Origin of the sequence: Streptomyces resistomycificus, from assembly GCF_001514265.1 — a bacterium.
In the GTDB taxonomy this organism is placed as follows: Bacteria; Actinomycetota; Actinomycetes; order Streptomycetales; family Streptomycetaceae; genus Streptomyces; species Streptomyces resistomycificus.
The window spans coordinates 133,773-156,915 of the sequence record NZ_KQ948996.1 but is presented as its reverse complement, the minus strand read 5'-3'; the positions used below and the strand labels follow the sequence as shown (position 1 = coordinate 156,915).

At 69.1% G+C, this 23,143-nt stretch carries 24 protein-coding genes and 1 pseudogene; 19 read left to right on the top strand and 6 right to left on the bottom strand.

Annotation, left to right across the window (positions count from 1 at the left end):
* Positions 1 to 11 precede the first annotated feature (11 nt).
* Positions 12 to 1,385: an NAD(P)-binding domain-containing protein gene (locus AQJ84_RS26795; RefSeq protein WP_030040658.1), complete on the bottom strand. Its 1,374-nt coding sequence runs from the start codon at positions 1,383 to 1,385 to the stop codon at positions 12 to 14.
* Positions 1,386 to 1,581: 196 nt separating this feature from the next.
* On the opposite strand from AQJ84_RS26795, the gene AQJ84_RS26790 reads away from it, so the two are divergent.
* Together AQJ84_RS26790 and AQJ84_RS26785 are read left to right on the top strand one after the other, a co-directional pair.
* Positions 1,582 to 1,959 (top strand): ArsR/SmtB family transcription factor, encoded by a 378-nt coding sequence (locus AQJ84_RS26790; protein ID WP_030040659.1) that lies wholly within the window; start codon positions 1,582 to 1,584, stop codon positions 1,957 to 1,959.
* 211 nt (positions 1,960 to 2,170) lie between these two features.
* A complete protein-coding gene (locus AQJ84_RS26785) occupies positions 2,171 to 2,812 on the top strand; it encodes a hypothetical protein (RefSeq protein ID WP_030040660.1) in 642 nt (213 codons plus the stop codon).
* Between the two features lie 60 nt (positions 2,813 to 2,872).
* Here AQJ84_RS26785 and AQJ84_RS26780 read toward each other — a convergent pair whose 3' ends face one another.
* The gene (locus tag AQJ84_RS26780; RefSeq protein WP_030040661.1) at positions 2,873 to 3,223 is read right to left on the bottom strand and encodes a hypothetical protein; all 351 of its coding nucleotides are present in this window, start codon (positions 3,221 to 3,223) and stop codon (positions 2,873 to 2,875) included.
* A gap of 424 nt (positions 3,224 to 3,647) precedes the next feature.
* Between AQJ84_RS26780 and AQJ84_RS26775 the strand changes: the two genes are divergently transcribed.
* Complete coding sequence (locus tag AQJ84_RS26775; RefSeq protein WP_128092276.1) at positions 3,648 to 4,091, top strand: hypothetical protein; 444 nt, start codon at positions 3,648 to 3,650, stop codon at positions 4,089 to 4,091.
* Positions 4,092 to 4,135: 44 nt separating this feature from the next.
* Here AQJ84_RS26775 and AQJ84_RS26770 read toward each other — a convergent pair whose 3' ends face one another.
* Positions 4,136 to 4,570, bottom strand: a complete 435-nt coding sequence (locus AQJ84_RS26770) for a VOC family protein (RefSeq protein ID WP_030040663.1) — start codon at positions 4,568 to 4,570, stop codon at positions 4,136 to 4,138.
* Between the two features lie 327 nt (positions 4,571 to 4,897).
* Between AQJ84_RS26770 and AQJ84_RS26760 the strand changes: the two genes are divergently transcribed.
* Both AQJ84_RS26760 and AQJ84_RS26755 read left to right on the top strand, forming a co-directional pair.
* Positions 4,898 to 5,458 (top strand): dihydrofolate reductase family protein, encoded by a 561-nt coding sequence (locus AQJ84_RS26760; RefSeq protein ID WP_030040664.1) that lies wholly within the window; start codon positions 4,898 to 4,900, stop codon positions 5,456 to 5,458.
* Between the two features lie 332 nt (positions 5,459 to 5,790).
* Entirely contained in the window at positions 5,791 to 6,624 is an 834-nt protein-coding gene (locus AQJ84_RS26755; RefSeq protein ID WP_030040665.1) for a PIG-L family deacetylase, read from the top strand.
* Between the two features lie 443 nt (positions 6,625 to 7,067).
* Here the strand turns inward: AQJ84_RS26755 and AQJ84_RS26750 are convergent, their stop codons facing one another.
* Positions 7,068 to 7,562 carry a hypothetical protein gene (locus AQJ84_RS26750; RefSeq protein ID WP_225877258.1) on the bottom strand — a complete coding sequence of 165 codons (495 nt, stop codon included), beginning with the start codon at positions 7,560 to 7,562 and terminating at the stop codon, positions 7,068 to 7,070.
* Between the two features lie 35 nt (positions 7,563 to 7,597).
* Here AQJ84_RS26750 and AQJ84_RS45150 point away from each other — a divergent pair.
* The 7 genes and pseudogenes from AQJ84_RS45150 to AQJ84_RS26720 all read left to right on the top strand — a co-directional run.
* A pseudogene (locus AQJ84_RS45150) lies at positions 7,598 to 7,711 on the top strand (IS5/IS1182 family transposase); the annotation flags it as partial.
* Positions 7,712 to 7,764: 53 nt separating this feature from the next.
* Positions 7,765 to 8,256: a hypothetical protein gene (locus tag AQJ84_RS26745; protein WP_107082819.1), complete on the top strand. Its 492-nt coding sequence runs from the start codon at positions 7,765 to 7,767 to the stop codon at positions 8,254 to 8,256.
* An 85-nt stretch (positions 8,257 to 8,341) separates the two neighbouring features.
* Positions 8,342 to 8,875 carry a chloramphenicol phosphotransferase CPT gene (gene cpt / locus AQJ84_RS26740; protein ID WP_030040668.1) on the top strand — a complete coding sequence of 178 codons (534 nt, stop codon included), beginning with the start codon at positions 8,342 to 8,344 and terminating at the stop codon, positions 8,873 to 8,875.
* Positions 8,876 to 9,075: 200 nt separating this feature from the next.
* A complete protein-coding gene (locus tag AQJ84_RS26735) occupies positions 9,076 to 9,297 on the top strand; it encodes a hypothetical protein (RefSeq protein WP_030040669.1) in 222 nt (73 codons plus the stop codon).
* A gap of 350 nt (positions 9,298 to 9,647) precedes the next feature.
* Positions 9,648 to 10,304 carry a hypothetical protein gene (locus tag AQJ84_RS26730; protein ID WP_030040670.1) on the top strand — a complete coding sequence of 219 codons (657 nt, stop codon included), beginning with the start codon at positions 9,648 to 9,650 and terminating at the stop codon, positions 10,302 to 10,304.
* A 226-nt stretch (positions 10,305 to 10,530) separates the two neighbouring features.
* A complete protein-coding gene (locus AQJ84_RS41315; protein WP_259294367.1) occupies positions 10,531 to 11,031 on the top strand; it encodes a Fic family protein in 501 nt (166 codons plus the stop codon).
* A 231-nt stretch (positions 11,032 to 11,262) separates the two neighbouring features.
* Entirely contained in the window at positions 11,263 to 11,802 is a 540-nt protein-coding gene (locus AQJ84_RS26720; RefSeq protein WP_053192653.1) for an ATP/GTP-binding protein, read from the top strand.
* 142 nt (positions 11,803 to 11,944) lie between these two features.
* On the opposite strand, the gene AQJ84_RS26715 is transcribed toward AQJ84_RS26720, so the two are convergent.
* Positions 11,945 to 14,095, bottom strand: coding sequence for a glycoside hydrolase family 36 protein (locus AQJ84_RS26715; protein WP_037802915.1), 2,151 nt, complete (start codon positions 14,093 to 14,095; stop codon positions 11,945 to 11,947).
* Positions 14,096 to 14,260: 165 nt separating this feature from the next.
* On the opposite strand from AQJ84_RS26715, the gene AQJ84_RS26710 reads away from it, so the two are divergent.
* From AQJ84_RS26710 to AQJ84_RS26685, 6 genes are all read left to right on the top strand, one after another.
* A complete protein-coding gene (locus AQJ84_RS26710; protein ID WP_053192655.1) occupies positions 14,261 to 15,331 on the top strand; it encodes a LacI family DNA-binding transcriptional regulator in 1,071 nt (356 codons plus the stop codon).
* Positions 15,332 to 15,429: 98 nt separating this feature from the next.
* Positions 15,430 to 16,743: an ABC transporter substrate-binding protein gene (locus AQJ84_RS26705; protein ID WP_030040676.1), complete on the top strand. Its 1,314-nt coding sequence runs from the start codon at positions 15,430 to 15,432 to the stop codon at positions 16,741 to 16,743.
* Between the two features lie 76 nt (positions 16,744 to 16,819).
* Complete coding sequence (locus AQJ84_RS26700; protein WP_030040677.1) at positions 16,820 to 17,776, top strand: carbohydrate ABC transporter permease; 957 nt, start codon at positions 16,820 to 16,822, stop codon at positions 17,774 to 17,776.
* Positions 17,773 to 18,627, top strand: a complete 855-nt coding sequence (locus tag AQJ84_RS26695; RefSeq protein WP_030040678.1) for a carbohydrate ABC transporter permease — start codon at positions 17,773 to 17,775, stop codon at positions 18,625 to 18,627. The genes AQJ84_RS26700 and AQJ84_RS26695 overlap by 4 nt, the downstream gene beginning before the upstream one ends.
* Positions 18,628 to 18,736: 109 nt before the next feature.
* Positions 18,737 to 21,301, top strand: coding sequence for a CBM35 domain-containing protein (locus tag AQJ84_RS26690; RefSeq protein WP_030040679.1), 2,565 nt, complete (start codon positions 18,737 to 18,739; stop codon positions 21,299 to 21,301).
* Positions 21,302 to 21,495: 194 nt separating this feature from the next.
* Positions 21,496 to 21,816, top strand: coding sequence for a hypothetical protein (locus tag AQJ84_RS26685; RefSeq protein ID WP_030040680.1), 321 nt, complete (start codon positions 21,496 to 21,498; stop codon positions 21,814 to 21,816).
* A gap of 45 nt (positions 21,817 to 21,861) precedes the next feature.
* Here AQJ84_RS26685 and AQJ84_RS26680 read toward each other — a convergent pair whose 3' ends face one another.
* Positions 21,862 to 22,449: a carboxymuconolactone decarboxylase family protein gene (locus AQJ84_RS26680; protein ID WP_030040681.1), complete on the bottom strand. Its 588-nt coding sequence runs from the start codon at positions 22,447 to 22,449 to the stop codon at positions 21,862 to 21,864.
* A 260-nt stretch (positions 22,450 to 22,709) separates the two neighbouring features.
* Here AQJ84_RS26680 and AQJ84_RS26675 point away from each other — a divergent pair, with 260 nt between their 5' ends.
* Complete coding sequence (locus AQJ84_RS26675; RefSeq protein ID WP_030040682.1) at positions 22,710 to 23,120, top strand: VOC family protein; 411 nt, start codon at positions 22,710 to 22,712, stop codon at positions 23,118 to 23,120.
* The last annotated feature ends 23 nt before the right edge of the window (positions 23,121 to 23,143 follow it).

Here is a 23,143-nt window from a genome sequence, read left to right as displayed (position 1 = left end):
GGGTGGGGAGTTCAGCAGCCGCCGGAGACGGCCGGGGCGCCGATGCCGATCTGCAGGGTGGCGGGGGCGCCGCAGCAGCCGTCGCCGTCACCGCTCTGGGCGGCGTCGGAGTCGTCGAACAGGCCCGCGCCGCCGCACACGCCGGTCTCCGGCAGGGTCAGTTCGACGCGCTCGGCGGCTTCGTGGTCTCCGGCGATGGCGGCGGTGATGGAGCGGACCTGCTCGTAGCCGGTCAGCGCGAGGAACGTGGGCGCGCGACCGTAGGACTTCATGCCGACGAGGTAGACGCCCTGTTCGGGGTGGGAGAGTTCGTTGACGCCGTGCGGGTAGACCGTGCCGCAGGAGTGGACGTTCGGGTCGATGAGCGGCGCCAGCGCGGTCGGCGCCTGGAGTCGCTCGTCCAGGCCCAGGCGGACCTCGGAGAGGAAGGACAGGTCGGGACGGAAGCCGGTCAGGACGATCACCTCGTCGACCGGGTCCAGGCGGCGGCCGTCCTCGGCCACCAGGACGAGCTGGTCGTCCTCGCGTTCGACGGCGTGCGTACGGAACCCGGTGACCGCGTCGGCATGGCCGTTCTCGACGGCGGCCTTGGCACGCAGGCCCAGGGCACCGCGTGCGGGGAGCTGGTCGGCCTCGCCGCCGCCGTACGTGCCGTCGCCGATGCCGCGGCGCAGGATCCACACGGCGCGCGTCCCGTCCTTCTCCTCGGCCAGGTCGGCGAGGTGGGCGAGGGCCGTGAAGGCAGAGGCTCCGGAACCGATCACGGCGGTGCGCTTGCCGGCGTACCGGGCGCGTACGGCCGGGTCGCCCAGGTCGGGGACGCGGTAGGAGATGTGCGCGGTCGCCGCCCTCTCGCCCAGGGCGGGCAGACCGTCCGCGCCCATCGGGCTGGGCGTGGACCAGGTACCGGAGGCGTCGATGACGGCACGGGCGGCGATACGCCCCTCGCTTCCGTCGGCCAGCCGGATGTGCACCGAGAAAGGCTGCTCGTCGCGGCCGGAGTCGACGATCCGGTCCCGTCCGGCGCGGGCCACGCCGGTCACCGTGACACCGAAGCGGATCCTGTCACCGAGGGCATCGGCGAGCGGCTGCAGATACAGCTCGGCCCAGTCACCGCCCGTCGGGTACGAGGCTCCGTCGGGGCGGCTCCATCCGGTCGGGGCGAGGAGCTTCTCGGCCGCCGGGTCGGTGACCTCTGCCCAGGGCGAGAAGAGCCGCACGTGTGACCAGGCCCGTACGGCGGTGCCCGCGGACGGGCCGGCCTCCAGAACGAGCGGTTCGAGACCGCGCCCGACGAGGTGAGCGGCGGCGGCCAGGCCGATCGGTCCGGCTCCGACGACCACGACGGGCAGCTGGTCGACGGTGGGCACGCTGTGGATGGACACGGCCACGAGATTCCCCTTTGTTTCGACATTCGTCGATGGCTTGTAGGGCCAGGGTCCCACTTGATTCGACAGACGTCAACATAGACATTCATCGAATTCAGTGGGTCCTCGACCAGGCCGGGCATGCGCCCACCCGTCCCGCATCCGAGACGTCCGCCCCTCGCACCACTGGTTCGATGTATGTCAACATAGACGCATGTCGAATACGAGGGTGCTGCCGCTGCTGGAACCCGTCGGCGCCGAGGCGGTGGCGCCGTGCTGCCCGCCGCTCACCGAGCGCCCCTTCACCGCGGAAGAGGCCGAGACGGCCGCGCGGATGTTCAAGGCCCTGGGTGACCCGGTGCGGCTGCGACTGTTCTCCGCCGTCGCCTCACACGAGGGCGGCGAGGCGTGCGTGTGCGACATCTCCGACGTCGGCGTCTCCCAGCCGACCGTCTCCCACCACCTGAAGAAGCTCAAGGACGCCGGACTGCTCACCTCCGAGCGGCGCGGCACCTGGGTGTACTACCGGGTCGAGCCGTCCGTGCTGGCCGCGATGGGAAGGCTGCTGACCATCGCTCCGGCTGCGAGCTGATCCGTAGGCAGGCGGCGAGCGAGACACCTTGCGCTTCTGGTCGCCGGAGACGGCGTCGAGCCTCTCGTAACGGACCTCGGCCCCGGCGCGGAGCGACCGCACTCCTGTCGGCGGTACGGCAGCCAGTAGGGCAACGAGTAGGGCAGGGTGGGCACGGTGTTGCGCGGTAATTGCAGTGCGGCGCGAAGAGCGCGTACCGCAGACTGGCCGGGTGATCGTTCTGCAGCCCGTCCTCGAGATCTACGCCCCCGACAGCTTCGCCCTGTGGCCTGTCGCCGAGTCCGAGGCATACGGCTTCCTCCCGCTCAGCGGCGGACTCGATCCTGCCGAGGTCGGCACAGCGGTGATGCGCATTGCCGAGTGCAACAACGTCGATCCCGAGGCCGAAGGGCACCCGCCGCGGCCCACCGACCCTCTCGGAAGCTTCCTGCACGGACTGCTCACCATGGACGATCTCTTCGCATCCGGTGGCCTGCGTGTCACTGACACCGAAACCGGCACCACGCTGCTGCCGGGCTGCTGCAACGGACTGGAGGAGAGGCGCGACTGGCTTGATGTCCTCGACGGCAGCGGCTCGGCCGGCTTCGGACATGACCCCTTTCCGCTCGCCGAACGCCACGGCGACGTCGTCCGGTTGACTGTCGACGCCGACGACGACAACAGCCCGGTGATCGAGCTGCCCGTCACCGACCTGCGCCGCCTGCTCGCCGGAGCGGAGCGCGACCTGACCGACTTCCTCCAACTGGCCGCCATCTGGACCACCCGGCACCTGGAGGACTACGCGACCCCTGTCACGGCCGCCCTCAGTCGTGCTCTGGACCTGCCCGCACCGGTGATGTCCCCGAACCTGTAGGAGTACGTGGCGTCACCTTCGGCTGTCCTGGAGGCGGTCTTCAGAGGCGTTCAGATGCATTCAGAGCCACCGTTGTGCCGCCTCGACGCTGTCCCCGCCACTGGTGTTGAACGCGATCGCGGCCTGGGGTGCGTGGCTGCGAATCAGGTTCACGATCTGTTCGAAGAGCGGCAGCAGTTGCTCGGCCTTGCGGATCCCGCCGCCGACGACCACGACATCCCATGGGTGCCTGGTCAGCGACGCGACGAGGGTGGACTCGGCCGATTCGTCGAACACGACCAGCGTCATGGCCGCGTCGATGCCGTGCTCGCCGAACCGGACAAGTTCCGCGTCGAGGGCTGCGCGAAGTGCCTCCCCGTCGACGCCGGGTATCGCTTGCGGGTCGTAACCGATCACCAGTGCAGAAGACATGCGGGCAATCTATACGGCCTGCCGGAGCGTGATCCGCACGACGGGCTCCACATCTGCGGGTATCCATTCCGCGGGATCTCGCGAGGAGTTGGCCTGGAACTGGGGCAAGGGCCACGCCGACGGCGGAGCGAGCTGGCGGCGTCGGCTGTGGTTCTCGGCATCCCGGGGCGCGCGGCCTGTACTTCAGCGTCGCGTTCCGGTACTTCACCCGCGAGGCACCGACAATAAGGCCAAGGCCGTAGGCTGAGGTTGGTCGTTCGTGTGGTCGCGGTCGCCGACCAAGCCACGTCGGCTCTGGCGACGGGCCGGCGAAGGGGGCACGTGGCGTGGCCGGCAGGAGGCGCAGCACGGGCGTTCGGAAAGGGGGCCGATGATGGCGGCGGGCGACGTACAAGAGGCCCTCACCTGGAGAGGTCCGGCCTCGGTGAACGTGTTCGTCCTCGGTGCCGGCAGCACACCACTGCCGAAAGAGGCCTTCCATCTCGCCGGACTCGTTCCCGACAACGTGCTGCCGTACGTGCTGATGGAGCCGCCGCAGGACATCGCGCGGCTCGGTCTCATCTCGTACGACCTCGATTTCGATGACACCTCGCTCGATCTCCGCCGGTTCACGCGGGAAGCCCTCCGCCGGGTCTGCGAGGGCAGGCGGGCAGTCGCCTGGGCGGCGTTCGAGGGGTCGTTCCACTACGAGGAGCTTCTGACCGATCAGGTGGCCCAGCAGGTCTACGGCTACTGCGTGAGCGGCACCGAGCCGACGGCTGAATGGGACATCGCCACCTTGCGGAGTGAGGCGTGGAGGTTCCGCGTCTCAGAGGCCCGCGCGGCCTTGGAGGCGCTGCTTTCTGCTCCGGGGACCGTGTCGGCGTAGGCCGACTGAGGGCGACGGCTCCCATTCGCCGTCACGAAGGATGCTCAGTCGAGACAGAACTCATTGCCCTCGATGTCCTGCATCACGATGCACGACTCATTGTGGTCATCGGCAAGCAGCACTCGTACGCGGATCGCGCCGAGCGCGACCAGTCGTGCGCACTCGGCTTCGAGCGTGGCCAGGCGCTCTTCGCCCACGAGCCCGGTGCCGACCCGCACGTCAAGGTGCAGCCGGTTCTTGACGACCTTGCCCTCGGTGACGCGCTGGAAGAACAGGCGCGGGCCCACGCCTGAGGGATCACTGCAGGCGAACGCTGCTCCCTGCCGCTCAACCGGCAGGGAGCGATCGAAATCGCCCCACGTGGCGAACCCCTCCGGCGGCGGCGGTACGACGTACCCCAGCACCTCGCACCAGAAGCGAGCGACGCGCTCAGGTTCTGCACAGTCGAAGGTGACTTGGAACTGCTTGATCGATGACATCGGCGCACCATAGCAGGGGGACTCTGTTGCTCAATTCCCGGTGTGGATGCGCAGGTTGACGGGCGGACAGCCCCTGTCAGCCGCTGCTGTGTCCGACCGCGACACCGGCATGAGAGCGCGGGCGCGGGGCGTGTCGTGTGAGTCGGAGCGCAGCCACAACGCGATGGCCACGATGATGATCCCCGACGAGGAGCGCTCCGTCCGGGTAACGACGGCTGACGGCTGACGGAACCGGACGGCCCGCCGATCGATGAGTTCCGGGTCGGGCGGAGGTCACTACCTGCAGGACCTCTGGCGGTCTGACGCGCTCGTTCCCGAAGGAGACGCATGGCAAAGCTCATCTACTCGATGATCACCTCGCTCGACGGCTACGCCGAGGCGGCGGAGGGCGACCTCGGCACCGGGCCGGCCGACGACCAGGAGGTGCACACCTTCATCAACGACCTCTTCCGCCCCGTCGGCACGTACCTCTACGGCCGACGGATGTACGAGACGATGGTCTACTGGGAGACCGCGCACACCGAGCCTGACCAGCCGCCGCACATCCTGCAGTACGCCCGCGACTGGCAGGCCGCGGACAAGATCGTGTACTCCACGACACTCGAGTCGGTGTCCAGCGCGAAGACCAGGATCGAGCGGACCTTCGACCCGGACGCGGTACGCAGGCTCAAGGACGAGGCTGATCACGACCTCACGGTCGACGGCCCGAACCTCGCGGCCCAGGCGATCGCGGCCGGCCTGGTGGACGAGTACCACCTGTTCATCACCACGAGCGTGGTCGGCGGGGGCAAGCGGTTCTTCCCCGACGGCGTGCGCCTCGACCTCGAGCTGGTCGAGGAACGTGCCTTCGACAGCGGACTGATCTACGCGCGCTACCGGACCCGCTGAGCCGCACCTGTCGGTCTCACCTGCCGACGGCCGAGCCGGGGCGGGTGAGACCGGGCCTCAGGCGAGGAGCGGGGCGCCGGCGCGTTCAGACACCGCGTACCGCCTTCGCGCCATAACCGCACTAATGAAGGAGGCCGGGCCGCAGGCTGAGACGGGCTGCCGGGAACAGCCGGTCCGGTCGGCGCGGTTGCATCGACCGAGGGACCGGCGCCGCACGGGCGGGGAACACGGAGACCGCCAGGTCGTCCGCCCCACCAGGATCCGGGCCCCAGGGTCGCGGTACCCCGCCGCGCACTCGGACCACGACGTATTTCTGCAGGAGGACTGTTTTCATGACCGACCGGCCCTTGACTCTCATGGCAGTACACGCCCACCCCGACGACGAGGCCACCGGAACCGGAGGGGTCCTCGCGCGGTACGCGGCGGAAGGCATCCGCACGGTTCTCGTGACGTGTACCGACGGCGGTTGCGGTGACGGTCCGGGGGGTGTCAAGCCGGGTGATCCCGGGCACGATCCGGCGGCGGTCGCCTTGATGCGGCGGCAGGAACTCGAGGCGAGCTGCGGCGTCCTGAAGGTCAGCGATCTGGAGTTGCTGGACTATGCCGACTCCGGGATGGTGGGCTGGCCGAGCAACGACGCCCCCGGCTCCTTCTGGCAGACCCCCGTGGAGGAGGGCGCGGCCCGACTCGCGGACCTCATGCGGCACTACCAGCCCGATGTGGTCGTCACCTATGACGAGAACGGCTTCTACGGCCACCCCGACCACATCCAGGCCCACCGCATCACGATGGCGGCGCTGGAGATGACCACGCTGACACCGAAGGTGTACTGGACCACGATGCCCCGCTCGATGATGCAGCGGTTCGGCGAGATCATGCGCGAGTTCCATGAGGACATGCCGGAGCCGGATCCTGCCGAGGCCGCCGCACTGGCCGAGATCGGCCTCCCCGACGACGAGATCACCACGTGGGTGGACACCACCCCGTTCAGCGATCAGAAGTTCGACGCGTTGGCCGCGCACGCCAGTCAGGGCGAGAACATCTTCTTCCTCAGGATGGGCAAGGAGAGGTTCGGCGAGTTGATGGGCATGGAGACCTTCGTACGGGTCCAGGACCCCACCGGAGCGGCCATACCCGAGAACGATCTCTTCGCCGGACTGCGCTGATCCGCCCGCCCGACCGGCCGGGAAAGCGCATCGACCGCCCGGCGCGATCGAGCGGGTCGCACACCCGGAGGCTTCTCCACGCGAGTGCCGCTCCGGCAGCCCGTGTCCAGGCCCTCGCCGGCGGCGTAGACGCGTGCCCGCGCTGTCGACCCGGCACCGCGCTCGCCCCCACACCATCTGGCAACCGCACAGGTGGGAGACCTGCGGGCTGCTGACTCGGAAGGTGCTCGACAACCCAGGTCACTTCCTCGGCGGTCTGCTGCGATCTGGGCAGACCGCCGAGGAAGTGACACGAAACTGAGGCACCTATGAGCGCTTCGGCCAACGTCGAGGCGCTCTCCAGCGATGCCGGGTCGCTGGCTCGCCCGCACCGGCTCGTCTGCCACGTCCCGCAGGGAGCAGACGTGCGTGGCAACGGGGCCTCAGGCTTCGTTGCGGTCCAGTCAGGCTGTGGGATCGGGCAGGTGTTCGCTGCATGCCTTCAGCCACTCGTCCACCACGTCGCGGGACTCGTCCAGGGCAGGGTCACGGCTGCCACCGGGTGCGTAGGCCGGGGACCGGTTCGCACGCAGCGGCAGGTGTGCGCAGTACCAGGCCCGCTCGGCGCCTGCTCGCTCTGCGTCCGTGCCCGTCCGCAGATAGTCGAGAAGTGCCGTCATGACCCGACGGCGCCCGAATGCGTAGAGCGCCGGCTCGACGAACCAGCGGCAGAAGCTGGGGTCGGGGTCGTAGACAGCCGCGGCCATCAGCGGGGCGAAGAACTCTTCGGGCAGGCTGGCGCGTTCGAGCAGCGGCTTGCGTGCCGCGTGGGCCAGGTGCCGCGCACGTCGGTCTTCCGGCAGGTCGGCCGTGTCCCCGAGCTCCAGCAGCCGAGCCACCTCGGCCGCGCAGGACAGAAATGAGCGTGCTGCTGTCTCGTGTTGCTCGTCGTCGGCCATGGCTGCATTCTGGACCGGCTTCGGACCAAGAGGTACAGGGACGAGCCCATGTTGAGCACGTCTTCGCGCGTGTGAAGAGCTGGAGGATCCTCCGTGTCGTCCCGCTCAAAGGCGACAACGACGTCCGTCACGCCGTAGTCGGCATCGCTTACGACGTGGTGTGCGATGGGGGCTGTCCGTGGTGTGGCGGAGGATGGTGCCCATGCGCGCTCTTTTCGACACCCCTGAGCCTCGTCGCGTCTCGACAGGCGAGTACCCCGTGTGGGACCGGGCCCTCGCCCTCCTCAACCGGGACCTGGCGGTGACCCTTCCCGAGCAGGAGCCCCTGCGACTGCTGGCCCTTCCCCCCTGGGATGCGGACGAGCCGGAGAACGTCTACGTCGCTCTGGCCAACGGCGAGTGGCACGGCAATTGCCTGGACCCGGACTCGGCGGCCGGCCCTGCCTCTGCGCTGGCGATCGTTGCCGATGCCGCGCAGGAGACCGTCACCGAGCGTCTGTGGCAGGCGTGGCCCCTGTGTGCCGAGCATGGACTGGGCATGCATCCGAGGGATGCGGACGGGGAGCTGTCCTGGTGGTGCGCGGGAGAACGGTTGCGTCGCGGCCCGGCCCATATCCGTGCGGCCGTAGGCGCGCTCGACACGTTGGTCCGCCCACGTCGCCCCAATCGCAAGAGGCCTGGGCGGACGAGTTGATTTCCCACTGCGCCACGGTCGTTGAACGCGACGTGCCATTAATTTGCGTTTCACGCCGTGTGAGGATGCGCCCTATCGTGACGCTGTGAACACGCAGATGATCATTCTCAACGGTGGTTCCAGCTCGGGGAAGTCCGGGATCGTACGGTGCCTGCAGGCCGTGCTTCCGGATCCGTGGCTGGCGTTCGGCGTCGATTCACTCGTGGAGGCGATGCCCGCGAAGATGCAGGCGTCGGACGCGGGGATCGAGATCGCGGCGGACGGCGCGATCAACGTCGGCGCGGAGTTCATGGCACTGCAGGCGGCCTGGGTGGAGGGCATCGTGGCGATGGCCCGTGCAGGCGCCCGCGTCATCATCGATGACGTCTTCCTCGGCGGAGCGGCCTCTCAGCAGCGTTGGCAGAAGGCACTTGGCGATCTGACCGTGCTGTGGGTCGGCGTCAGGTGTGAGAGTGCGATCGCCGCAGGCCGGGAGATCGCACGGGGAGACCGGGTCCAGGGAATGGCTTCGCTGCAGGCGGATCTGGTGCACAAGGGCGTGATCTACGAGCTGGAAGTCGACACAACACGTACCGAATCCCTGGAGTGTGCGCGGACCATCGCCACCCACGTCAGCTGATCGCCGGTGCGGCTCCCGGCCATGCCGCAGTTGCGGGTACCGCCTGCGACTGCGACGAGAACGGGCGTGCGCCATGCCGAGCCCCGCCGCCGGGTGGCCGTAAGTCGACACCGCGACCCCACCCGATCGACGCGGCGGAAAACAGCTCGCGCGGGGACCAGCCAGTCGGCATCCTGGCGTTCTATGTCGAAGGGGACCGCGTGACACCAGCACGGGGATTCACGTACGAGGAGCGGGGCGACGGCTCCGTGGTGATCCTGCACCACGGCCGCATGGCGACCGTGGTGCGCGGGAACAGGAAGGCCCAGTTCGTACGGGAGGTGGCGGACGGGGATCCGCAGCTGGTGATGGCTCGCTGGACGGGCAACTACCGGCGCGGCAACGAGCGGACGGCGCGCCGGCATCCGCGCAATGCGCACTGATCGCCGTTGGTGGGGCGTCACGGCGAACGGTGGCCCTCGCTCACGGCTCAGGGCCGTCGTACGTGGATCCAGGTCCGTTGGTGACGTGGATCCACGTCCGTTGGTGACGTGGATCCAGGTCCGTTGGTGATCTCACCCCGGATACCGCTGTTTTCTCCTGCCCGCCCAACTGCCCGCCCCCGAGCCGGCTGACGGCTGCAGGGGTTGTCGCACCACGCGCCAGGGAGACACGTCGGCGGTGTCGAAAACTCGTATGACAGGGCCTCGGGCCTTTGGCAGGATCGAGCAGTCGCCCCAGCCGTTCTCGGAGGAACACCACGGCCATCTATGACGATCTCGCCCCTGCCCGGTTGCCCTGGTCCGCTGTCGACCCCGAGCGAAACGCCTTCGTGTGGGACGCGGAAGAGGAATCTCAGGTCGCCGCGCTGATCGCCTCTATGGTGCCGCCCGCCGACGCCGGCTGGGAAGCGCGGCATCGGTTTGTCACCGAGGTCACGGCGCTGCTGGTTGGCCGCTATGGCCGGTGGTCCTGTGGATGGCACTGGGCGGTGGGTGAGGGCGGGGGTGGCGGCGTCGTCTTCAGCTGGTGCTGCACCTCCGACTCCTTGGGCGAACCCGCGGAAACGGCCGCCAGAGTCGTCGCGTCGCTGCTGGAGTGGCGAGACTGGCTGGAGGAACTGGCCGAGCGGTTCGCACAGTTGGCCCCGCCCACCGGAGCGGATGCCGAGGACCGCAGCTGGCACCTGGAACGCGCGGCCACCCGCCTGGTGACGGTGGTCGTGGACCGCACGAACACCGAAACCGGCTGGTACGGGCTGTGTCACACCGTGCTGACGTGGTTCCTCTCTTCCACGGGCATGGGGCAGGAGAGCGCGAGGGCGATGGTCGAGACGGCGATCGGCGGACGGTTCAAGAGCTGGACGGAACCGTCACAGACCTTGATCAACTCTGTGGGAGAGGATCTCGCGGTAGTTCTGACCGGAGAGCGGCCCTACCGTGACCGGTGACGCCCTGGCTGCCTGGTGCGGAGTCAGGAGCCAGGTCGACTGGACTTCCGCGGCCGATGAGACGCCGTCCCCGGTCATGACGACCGTGGACGGCTTCGCTGCCTGGTGCGACATGGGTGACGTGGGAGTGCAGGCCACGGATCCGGATCGGGGCGCCCGACTGCGGGCAACGCTCGCCCGGTCACGCGCGGACGCCTCCCACAGTCGTCCGCTCACGATCCCCCTGTTGACCACATGGCAGCGGCTTGTTTTTGGCACGCCCGGTGTCCGGTTCCGCCAAGGCGATGCGTTCGCCAAGGGCGGCCGCGAGCGCTATGCACTCACCGCCCACACCGAGCGGGACTTCGAGCACTGTCTGCGCGAGAGCGCCGACCTGACGGTTCCCTTGGCCTCCCGCGCGGCGCGGGCCTACCTGGATGTCGCGTTCTTCCACCCCTTCCCGGACGGCAACGCACGCCTCGCGATGCTCACCCTCGCCTACGTCCTGGAGGTGGGGGCCGTCCGGCTGGATCAGGTCGGCCCCCTGCAGACCACGCGTTACGCGGACGACGCGGCCGGCGCAGCAGACCTGGCGGCTCTGGTCTCCGTCCTCATCCGTGCGACATACCGCCGGTCGACCAGCGTCCACCACCCGGATCACTCTCCGATCAGGTTCGCTGAGCGGTTGCCCGAAGACGGTTGCCGAGATCTGGTCAATGGGATGTACTCGAACCGAGAAGGACGTTGAGCTGCCGGCCGTGGCTGCCTCGCTCGACGGCTCGGCCTTCAGGGTGTCTGCGGCGCATCAGCCGACCGCGCGGGGATCATCATCCGATTCACCCGCTCGATCTGAAGCACCCGCCCCGCTCACCATCTCCCGCTTCGCAATGGCTCCTTGGTCTGCCGCGACGACGGACCCACGGTGCCCATGGGACTGTCTCGACCACTGTCGTGACCTCCAAGAAGGGGTTCTCACATCATGCGGCGGTACGTTCTCACCGGTACACCGGGGGCGGGCAAGACGACCATCCTGCGGCGCCTCGGCGAACTCGGATACCAGGTGGTCGAGGAGGCGGCAACGTCGGTCATCGCACGAGCGCAGGCCCGGGGCGAGGATCAGCCATGGACACGGGCGTCCTTCATCGACGAGATCGTCACGCTGCAGCGACAGCGACAGCTGGAGGCCACCGGCCCTCTCCAGGTGTTCGACCGGTCGCCGGTCTGCGCACACGCCCTCGCCACCTACCTGGGGCGGCCGGTGTCCCCGGCACTGGCCGCCGAGCTCGAACGGATCACGTCGGAGGACGTCTACGAGCGGCGAGTGCTCTTCATCCGCAATCTGGGGTTCTGCGAGCCGACCGCGGCCCGGCGCATCAGCTTCGAGGAGTCACTGGCCTTCGAGAAGGTCCACGAAGAGAGTTACCTCGCCTTCGGTTACCAGCTCGTCGACGTCCCCGCCGGCGACGTGGCTCGCCGAGTCGCCGCCGTCACCTCATTGATCTCCAAAAGCTCGTCATAGCAGAGCCGAACGCCTCGCACCCGGCCGGGGGCCATCGATGCTGCCAGCGCTGTCTGCGCTGCCTGCACTGTCTGCCCCGTCCTGCCCTGCCCTGCCCAAGAACACAGTGACCGACCCCGGAGACCATGCCCCTCCCCCGCCATCACGAGCCAGAGCTCACCCGGACGAGAACCGCCGTGTCAGGACGAGGCAGGCAGACGGTCAGTCTTCCCTCGGCCGCATCCCACACCGCCGTACTGTCCGTGGCGACGGGATGAAGCACGGTGGGGCGCTGGGCAGTGCCGCGCAGGTGCGGAAGTTCGAGAGTGCAGGCGGTGGCTCCTGATCCGTTCTGGTCCCGCTGGGCTTGGCGCATGTCCGCACCGCCGGACGGGGGCTGCCTCCGCCAGAGCGTCAGGAGCGTGGACTCCTGGCTTCGCAGCCCGTGGGCGATCCAGGTGTCCTCCCAGGCGGGCAGCCCCAGCGGCCAGAACGGGCGGGCTCCGCTGATCTCCGGCCGGATGTCCTTGTAGACGGAGATCGCCGAGCTGACGAGGGCGAACTGGTCGTCGTCCATGAGGTTGAGGAAGCCGGAGAGGTGGATGCGGCCGAGCAGCGCGCCGGTGAGAGTGAAGGCGATCTCGTCCTGGCTGTGGCCGGGCTGGGGGTAGGCCCACACCGCGGCCTGCTCGGGCGTCGCGGCGGTGGCGGCCGCGGCGGCGATGGGCGGGTAACGCAGGAGGTCCTGCTGGTCGCTGGTGGACTGCACCTGTGCCACCGCAAGTTGCGCGTAGTCCATGCGCAGGCCGCCGGACCCGCAGTTCTCCAGGACGAGGCTCGGGTGCCGGTCGAGGAGCGAGGCCATCCAGTCGAGGTGGGCGCGGTGGTGACCGAGCAGGCCGGCGCCCGCGCTTTCGAGGCCGTTCTCCGTGCCGGGGCCGATGTTGATGTTGTAGTCGAGCTTCAGGTAGCCGACGCCCCACTCGTCGACCAGTCGGTCCACGACCGAGTCGAGGTGGGCGCGGGCGGCGGGGTGGCGCAGGTCCAGGTGGTGCCGTCCGTGTTCGGTGACGCGGACGCCACCACGCCGGAAGAACGCCTCGGGCGGCAGGGTGTGAGCCAAGGGGCTGCGTACGCCGACGACTTCGGGTTCCAGCCAGAGGCCCGGCGTCATGCCGTGGCGTCGGATGGCGTCGAGAACCTCCTGTATGCCGTCGGGGAATCGGTTGGTGGCGGGTTCCCACGCGCCGACGGAGTCCCACCAGCCCTGCGCGTCGTCGTCGTACCAGCCCGCGTCGATGACGAAGACCTCGGCGCCGGCCGCCGCCGCCGCTTCGATGAGCGGCATGAGCTTCTCGGTGGTGGGGTCGCCCATGAGGGTGTTCATGTAGTCGTTGTAGATCACCGGGAGAGTGCGGTGGTCGGGGTGGTCTCGCCGGATACCGCGGCGGTAGTCGGTGAGTTCACCGAAGGCGGCGTCCAGACCGCCCGCCTCGGCCCGCACGAGGACGGCGGGGACGGTGTGGAAGTCCTCGCCGGGCGCGAGGGTGTGGCGCCACTGGTGGTGGGCGTCGTCGGGGCCGAAGAGGGCGACGTAGGCCGCGCCTTCGCGTTCGCCGGTCTCGAAGCGCCAGCCCGCGCTGGACTCGATCTGCCACAGCCAGGCGCGGCCGTCCCGGTCGGTGAGGGCGGCGACGGGGAGGTGTCGGCCGGTGGACCAACTGCCCTGTGAGTAGCGCTCGAAGCAGCCGCGGCCCTCGTGGCCGTGCGCGGACCTGCTCAGTGGGACGACCTGGTCGCGGAAGGCGGTCTGCCGCCAACGGCACTCGGCGAGCCAGTCGTTGTCCGCCCAGTGCAGGGTCAGGCCGTCCAGGGCGCCGTCGGCGTCGGTGATACCGCCGAGGGTCAGGGTTGTCACGCTCTCGACGCGCAGTGGCGTGCTGCCCTCGTTGACCAGGCGCACCCGGGCTCGCAGAGAAGCGGCGCCCGAGGTCGTCTCCAGGGTGACCTCGGCGGCGAGTTCGGTCACGGGGTCCGCCAGGCGGATCGTCGTACGTTCCCGGTTCTCGTCCTGGACCGTCTCGTGGCCGCGGTAGGTCAGGCGGTCGCCGATGGACGTCTCGATGAAGCGTTCGCCCGACCACATGCGCCCGTGTCCCGTGGCGGTGACCTCGACGAGGGGGACCAGACAGGCCCGGTCCTGCCCCGGTCTGCCGAGTCTCACCGACCCGTCGGAGTCCACCACGGCGTGCAGCCCGAGGTGCGGGTGCGACCAGATGCGGGACCTCTCGACTGCGGCGGCTGCGGTCAACACACGTTCCCCTTCCGGGATGTTGGGTACTGCGGTGGCTCTCGTGGGTGTTGAGCTGGGTGTTCATGCGTGCCGGGTGGGGATGTGCCGTGCGGCGGGAGTACTTGAAAGGTAAATCCCCGGTTACGGTCTCTTGACGCCCTCATTGTGACCGGTCACAATCCTCGCATGATTGTGACCGGTCACACAAGCTCCGGTGGACACACCGACCCCCCTCAGGGTCAGCAGAAGGCCGCCAGTATCCGCGACGTCGCCCAGGCGGCCGGTGTCTCCTACCAAACCGTCTCGAGGGTCATCAACGGCCACCCGAACGTCAGGGAGGAGACGCGCCTGCGGGTCGAGGCAGCCATCCAGGCCCTGGGCTTCCGGCGCAACGCCACCGCACTCGCGCTGGCCAGCGGTGTGACCCGGTCGGTCACGGTCCTCACCTCGAACACCGTCCTCTACGGTTACGCGGCCACCCTGCAGGGCCTGGAGGAGGCGTCCCGCGCCGCGGGCTACCCGCTCGGCGTACGGGTCGTGACCCCTGAGGACGACCTGGACCGTACGATCGCCTCGGCCGCCGACACCGGTGGCGGGCTGGTCGTCATCGGCTTCGACCGTCTCGGCGCCGCCGCGCTGGACCGCGTCCCGGCGCACGTGCCGTGCGCGGCGGTGGTCGAAGCACCCCCGCCCGGCCTGACCCCCGACCGTCCGGCGGTGTGGGCCGACGACCGGGAGGCGGCCCGGGCAGCGACGGAGCACCTGCTGTCGCTCGGGCACGAAACCGTCCACTACGTGGCGATCCCCACCTCGACCGGGACCCGGCGCTCGGCGGGGCCCCGCGCCGAAGGCTGGCGCCAGGCCCTGCGAGCGGCCGGTGTCACCCCTCCCACTCCGTCCGGCAAGGGGTGGGACGCCCAGGCGGGATACGAGGCCGGGAAGAAGCTCGGCCGGAACCCGGACGTCACCGCGATCCTGTGCGGCAACGACGACCTGGCGCTGGGTGTCCTGCGGGCCCTTCACCACGCGGGCCGGCGGGTTCCGGAAGACGTCAGTGTCATCGGGTTCGACGACGCCCCGCACTCAGGCTTCGTCACACCGTCGCTCTCCACCGTCCGTATGGACTTCCACGCGCTGGGCCACACCGCCTTCGGTCTCCTGCGTGCGCAACTCGACACCGGTCATCAGCCGCCCGCGACCACCCCGGCCGAACCGGTCCTCGTCCTCCGCGAGAGCTCGGGGCCGCGTCACGCATGAGCCACACCGGACGCTCCTGCTCTCCTCGTCCGTCGCCCGCCCCCGCCCCTCTCCGCAGCTCCCCTCTGCCTCCCTCCCGTCCGACCAAGGATCCCGCCATGAGAAGAGCCGTTTCCGTCCTTGCCACCGTCTGTATCGTCGGGCTGACCGCCACCGCCTGCAGCGACAACAGCGGTGCGACCTCCGGCGCCGCACCCGAGGGGACCGTCAACCCGACCGCGAGCCTCAAGGGCGTCAGCCTCACGATGTGGGTCGCCCAGAACAGCGTCTCGCAGCCCAAGCAGGCCATCACCGCGTTCGAGAAGGCCACCGGAGCCAAGATCACCACCGAGGTGATCCCCGACCCCTACGAGTCGAACGTCCCGACGAAGCTCGCCTCGGGCGTCAAGCCGGACCTGATGTTCTGGCAGCCCACGGGCAGCACCCTGCCGTTCATCCAGCCGCAGCAGAACCTGCTCCAGCTCGACAACGAGAGCTGGGTCCCCAAGCTCGGCAAGACGGAGCAGGGGCTCGGCCAGGTCGACGGGCACCGCTACGCCGCAATCGTCACCAGCCCCGCGGTCCTCGGCGTCTACTACAACAAGGACGTCTTCCGGAAGGCGGGCATCACCGAGATGCCCACCAGCTACGACGACATGCTCGCCGACGCCGCGACGATCAAGGCGAAGGTCCCGGGCGTGGCCCCGTTCTTCGAGGTCGGCGGCGACAAGTGGCCCCTGCAGTGGCAGGTCCAGGCCCAGATGACGGACCTGCCCCAGTCGTTCTGGGACAACCTCAACAAGAACAAGAACTCCTGGACCGACAAGACCATCGTCGACGCCATCACCAAGTACAAGACGAAGGTCCTGGACGGCGGGCTGGCCCAGAAGAACTACAAGACGGCCACGTTCGTCGACCAGGGCAAGGCGGTCATGGACGGCAGCGCCGCGATGGCCCTGAACGTCACCGCCCTGCAGGCGCAGATACAGGCCACCTCCAGCACGGAGGAGATGGACGAGAAGCTGGGCTGGTTCCCCATCGCCAACAGCTCCGCCAACGCCGAGTACTCCCCCGACCAGACCAACGGCGTCGTCGCCTTCAAGACCGGCGACACCAAGCGCCAGAACGCCGCCCGGCAGTTCATGGCCTTCTGGCTCGGTCCCGACTACCCGGCCTACATCAAGGCCAACAAGCTCGTCTCCGTGGAGCCTTCGGTACCCAACCCCGCAGGCCTGCCGCAGACCGCCATCGCCCAGTCCAAGGCCCTCGCCACCGCCACCGGCGTCTTCCAGGTCAAGGCGCTCACCGCCCCCGACATGCACCTCGCCCTCGCCGACATGATCTACGGCAAGAAGACCCCGCGCGAGGTCGCCCAGGCCGCCGAGGACCAGTTCGACCAGGTCCTGAAGGCGCGCGGCGTCTCCGGCTTCTGACCGGCGCCCCTTCGCCAGCCCCTTCCCCGGGCCGCCCGTCGGCGGCGCGCCCGGGGCACGTACCGGAGGTTGAAAAGTGGCGGACACAGCCACCCTCGGCGTCAGCGACGCCACGAGCGCGAAGGAACCGGACCGGCCTGGGCGGGATGGCCGGCGCGGGCGCTCCCGTCGTAGGGCCGACCAGCCGTGGTGGTTCGCCCTGCCCGCCCTCGCCGTGTTCGGCCTGTTCTTCCTGCTGCCGAACCTGCTGAACTTCGTCTACCCGTTCACCGACTGGTCGGCGTTCCACTCGCAGATCGGCTTCGTGGGTCTGTCGAACTTCAGCACCATCCTGAACGACGGGTCGATGGCCCGTGACATCCGCATCACCCTGGAGTACGCGGTCCTCGTGGCCGTCTTCCAGAACGGCTTCGGGCTCGGCCTCGCCCTGCTGCTGGAGCGCGACACCCGCTTCAACCGGTTCTTCCGCGCCGTCTTCTTCCTCCCCGTGCTGATCTCGGCGCTGGCCGTCGGCTACATCTTCCGGGCCCTGCTCGCCCAGGACGGGGCGCTCAACAGCGTGCTGTCCTCCCTGGCGGGCCACCAGGTCGACACCCCCTGGCTCGGCTCGACCACCTGGACGCTCGTCGTGGTGACCCTCATCCACGGCTGGAAGTGGATGGGCCTGGCCATGCTGATCTACCTGGCGGGCCTGAAGAGCATGCCCGGAGACGTCCTGGAGGCCGCCCGGATCGACGGGGCCGGTTCCTGGCGGACCTTCTGGTCGATCCGGTTCCCGCTGCTCGCACCCGCGGTGACCTTCAACGTGACCACCGCGCTGATCGGCTCCATGAACACCTTCGACATCGTCCAGGCCACCACCGCGGGCGGTCCCGGCAGCGAGACCGAGGTGTTCAACATCTACATGTTCCGCGTCTTCGGCCAGGGACTGTACGCCCAGGCCTCGGCGATGAGCCTCGTGCTCTTCCTCATCGTCGTCGTGCTCGCCGTGCCCGTCATCGTCGGCCTGCGGCGGAGGGAGAACAACCAGTGACCGCCATTCCCGCACTCTCCCCCGTCCGCAGGCGCCCCCTGCGCTGGATACAGCCCTTCGCCGTGCTCGTCATCGCGGCCGTCACCATCGGCATCCCGCTGTGGCTGGTGGCGGTCACCTCCGTCAAGCCCCAGGCCGAGGCCGTCAAGCCCAACCTGGCCCTGCCGCACCACGTGCAGGCCGGCGCCAACTACCAGCAGACCTTCGACGAGGGCAAGATCGTCCAGGGGTTCTTCAACAGCCTGCTCGTCGTCGCTCCGTCGGTGGTCCTCGTCCTGCTCCTCGGAGCCGCCGCCGCCTGGGTGTTCGCCCGCCGCAAGGGGCGCCTGGTCAACGCCATGTACGCGCTCAGCATCAGCGGTCTGCTGCTGCCCCCCGCGGTGATCACCATCGTCATGGAGCTGCGCCAGCTGGGCCTGGCCGGTACCCGGCCCGGCATGATCGGCGTCTACGCCGGGATGTACCTGTCCACGTCGATCTTCTTCATGACCGGGTTCATCCGCGCCCTCCCCGAGGAGTTGGAGGAGGCCGCGCGCATGGACGGCGCCGGACCGACGCGGATCTTCTGGCGCATCATCCTGCCGCTGCTGCGACCGGTCATCGCCACCGCGACGATCATGGTGATGCTCTTCGCCTGGAGCGACATCTTCTACTCGTTCTTCGTCCTGGGCGGCGGCGCCAAGGCCACCCTGCCGCTCAACCTCTACCAGGTGGCGAACGCACAGCTCTACCTCAACAACTGGCATCTGATCTTCGCCTACGTCGTGATGATGAGCCTGCCGATGATCCTCGTCTTCGTCCTCGCCCAGCGTCGCATCGTGTCCGGCATCACCAGCGGCGCCGTCAAGTAGCCCCCGGACGCGGCGTGTCCGCCCGCCCGGCCAGTTCCCCGAAGCACCCCCACAAGCCCTCCCGCATCGCCGCGGGAGGAGGAGGACAGCCATGCCTCGTACCTTTGTCATGTCTCAGCCCACTCGCAGAACCAGGCGCCTCGCCGGCGTCGTCGGCGCGGCCGCGGTGGCCGCGCTGACGGGTTCCGTCCTGACCGCCCCCGCCGCCCCCGCCGCCCAGGCCGCCGCCCCACAGGTCACCGTCGACCTCGGGCGGACCACCGGCGCCGTCATGCACGGCGCCAACGGCACGCTGTACGGCCTCAGCGACGACGGTGTCCCCGGCGACGAACTGGTCGCCCCGCTTCACCTGACCACCGTGGTGCAGAAGGCGCCCGACGGGGCGCAGCACCCCAACGGGGACGCTCTCGCGATCAAGAAGGGCTACGACCGCAACGGCGGCGGCGAGGTCCACATCTACATGCAGGACATCTACGCCCAGTGGCCGTACGAGAACCTCGGTCTGAGCGACTACCTGGCCAAGGTCGACACCATGGTCCGCAAGGTCGCCGCCCGTCCCGACGTCGACGACTTCGTGTGGGTGCCGTTCAACGAGCCCAACGGCAACTGGTATCCGGATCTGGGCAGTTCGGACAGCGCCAAGTACGCGAGCGCGCTGAGCAAGTTCCAGAGTGACTGGACGACCGTCTACCAGAAGATCCGCTCGATCATCCCCGACGCCCGGATAGCAGGGCCCAACGAGACCCACTACGACGCCAAGCTCATGGGCGACTTCTACCCGTGGGCCAAGGCCAACAAGGTCCTCCCGGACATCACCACCTGGCACGAGTTGGGCCCGGACTCCCTCAAGGACTTCGAGTCCCACCTCGCCGACTACCGGGCCATCGAGAAGAAGGCCGGCATCGCCAAGCTGCCGGTCAGCATCAACGAGTACGGCAACCGGCGCGACCAGTCCGTGCCCGGACAGATGGTCCAGTGGATGTCGATGTTCGAGCGCAACAAGGTCTACGCCGACCAGGCGTACTGGAACATCGCAGGCAACCTCAACGACAACGCCGCCCAGACCAACGTCCCCAACGGCACCTGGTGGCTGCTGCGCTGGTACGCGGGCCTGACCGGCGAGACCGTCAAACTGACTCCGCCGCAGCCCAACACCGTCGACACCGTGCAGGGCATCGCATCGCTGGACGCCGAGCGCAGGCAGGCCCAGGTGCTGCTCGGCGGCACCTCCGGCGCCGTGGACACCGTGATCCGGCACGTACCCCCGCGCTTCGGCAAGAAGGTCAACGTCACCGTCGAGCGGATCGGATGGAGCGGCTACGAGGGAGCGGCCGCCGCGCCGAGCGTGGTGTCCCGCACCACCGCCACCGTCGCCGGGAACGGCAGCGTCACCGTGCCGCTGACCGACCTGGACGCCATGTCGGCCTACCGCATCACCGTCAACCCGGACGGCAGCGGTTCGCCCAGCGCGGCGAGCCTGCCCTGGTCGGCGACGTACGAGGCGGAGAACGCCGCGATCACCGGCGGCACGGTCTACTCCCAGGGCTCGGTGACCAACCCCTACGGCTTCGCCACCTCCGGCACCAAGGACGTCGGCAGCCTGAACCAGCCGACCAGCAAGGTCGCCTTCACGGTCGACGTCCCGAAGACCGGCACGTACGACCTGGACGTCTTCTACGGCAACCAGTCCGGCGCCCCCGCCACCCAGAGCCTCACGGTCGACGGCGGCTCGGCCAAGACCCTCACCTACGGGTCCACGCTGAACTGGACCTACCGCGCCACCGCGAGCACACCCGTGTCCCTGACCGCCGGCAAACACACCCTGACCCTGTCCAAGGGGACGAACGAAGTCACCCTCGACAGGATCGACCTCACCGCGTCGACCACGCCCGACTCCGTCTACCCCGCGACCTACGCGGACATCAGCGGATCCCCGTCGTACGACTACAGCGCGTCCGGAACCAGCGGAGCCGGCGCCCTGGTGCTGGGCTCGGGTGACAAGGCCGCCCTCGACGTCTACGCCCCGGCCGACGGCTACTACACCGTGCACGCCGACTACGCCTCCACCCGCCGCTCCACCCTGAGCCTGGACGGCGCCACCGCCGCCACCCTCGCCCCCACCCGGGGCCGCGTCATCGACAAGTCCCTGCGGCTGTACCTGTCGGCGGGCAACAACCGCATCACCGCGGCCCCTTCCGGCAGCGGCAGGCTCACCCTGCGCGACCTGCGCGTGACCGGCGCGGTCGACACCAAGGGCGTCGCCGCCTACGAGGCCGAGGAAGCCACGCGCGCCGGGACCGCCGCGGTCGCCGACAACTCGTGGGCCTCCGACGGCAAGTACGTCGGCCACATCGGCAACGGCTCCGGCAACACGCTCACCTTCCAGGTGGACGCTCCCTCGGCCGGGCGCTACGTGATGAACGTCCGCTACGCCAACAACGAGGTCGCCGGCTCCGGGAACTACAACACCAACGTCATCTCCAGGGCGGCCGGCATCGACGTCAACGGCACCGCTCAGACGGTCATGTTCCGCAACAGCTACAGCTGGTCGAACTTCTGGGACCTTCCCGTCCCGGTCACCCTCGACGCCGGCTCCAACACCATCTCCTTCAGCAACTCGGGCGCGTACGCACCCGATATCGACCGCATCACCGTCGCGCCGCTCGCCGGCTGACGGCTGACGGCTGCTTCTCGTCGGGGCCCGGCACTCGAGCCGGGCCCCGACCGAGTTCGCGAGTGCGCCCGGTCCTCCCCCGTCCATGAACGCGAAGGAGCCGGTGGATAGAGTCGTCGCCTCAGCCGAACGAGACGGGGCGCGCCATATTCTCCTGACCGGTGGTCAGCCCCGGCGACGAAGGAGATCCCCACATGAAGCGCTTCCGCAAGCGGCCCGTAGAGATCGACGCCGTACAGCTGCGGCCCGCCACCTGGAGCGACGTCATCGAGTTCGTCGGGGACTTCCCCGACGGCATGCGCGGCGTGTACCTCGACGAGAACAACGAACCACAGGACTACTTCACCGCCGACGGCCCCGACGGCCGCGCGGCCCGCATCGGCCTGCTGATACCGACGCTTGAGGGCACGATGCTGGCCTTGGAGGACGACTGGATCATTCGCGGCGTGAGGGGCGAACTCTACTCGTGCCGAGCCGACATCTTCAGGGAGACCTACGAAGAGGTCGCTTCCTGACGGCCACCGGATTCTGGCTACCGGCTACTGCCCCGGGACATCCCCTCAGCTCATGGGAGGCAGCCCGGGCTCCGGCAGCACCTGCAGGGAGTTCAGGGTGAACGCCAGCAGGTGGTAGTGGCCCACCAGCATGGGGAGTTCGATCAACTGGCGCTCCGTCAGGTGCCGGCTCAGCCCTTCCCACGTGGGCCGGCCGATGCGGGCGCCGGAGTGCATCTCGTCCGCGGCCCGCAGCAGCAACGACTGCCGTTCCGTCCAGCCCGGCGCGTCGGGACCCGCCGCGACCCGCGCCATGTCGTCCGGCGACAGCCCGGCCTTCGCGGCGATCCTCACATGCTGGCCCCACTCGTAGGGCGAGTCGCAGTTGCGCGCCACGCGCAGGATGACCAACTCGCGCTCGTCAAACGGCAGTTCGCCAGCGAGCAGCAACTGGCTGCTGAACGGAAGCCAGGCGGCGAACAACTCCGGATGACGGGCCAGCGTCGTGAACACATGCGCCTCGCCGAGCGAAGACACGCCGAGACCCAGTGCACCGATGTCGGCGGACAGGGTCTCACGCACGGATTCGGCCCATTCATCCGCGGGCTGCGGAGGAATCCGGGGCACGGCGGGCGACAGCGGCGGCTCTGTCACGCCGCCACGCTACGCCAAGCGCAGGCGGGCGAGAACGCCGTCGACAAGCCATGTCGCTGACGGACTTTCGGCCACGCGCCACCGGTGTCGTCGCGCGCACGGCTCCTCGATCGGTCGCTTGTCCCGTGGGCCCGGGGCCAGGCGCACGGGCGACTGCCCGCAACGCGTTCTTGTCTGGACGGCGCAGTCGCCGTCGACATGCGGCGGGTCCGCACTCTCGTAGCGCCCCAAAGGGCCCGGTCACACCTAGCCTGACCTCCATGGACATCACCATTCACACGAGCGTCCTCCCGCATGTCGACCCGGACGCCTCCCTTGCCTTCTACCGCGATGCCCTCGGCTTCGAGGTCCGCAGCGACGTCGGACAGGGCCAGATGCGCTGGATCACCGTCGGCCCCGTCGACCAGCCCGGCACGTCCATCCTCCTGGCGCCGCCGGCCGCGGACCCCGGGATCACCGAGGACGAGCGCCGCACCATCACCGAGATGATGGCCAAGGGCACCTACGGGTGGATCCTGCTGGCCACCAAGGACCTCGACGACACGTTCGCGAAGGTGCAGGCCGCGGACGCGGAGGTCGTCCAGGAGCCGACCGAGCAGCCGTACGGCATCCGCGACTCCGCCTTCCGTGATCCCGCGGGCAACCTGATCCGCATCCAAGAGGTTCGCTGAGCCGTTCGCCGGCCGATCGGGTA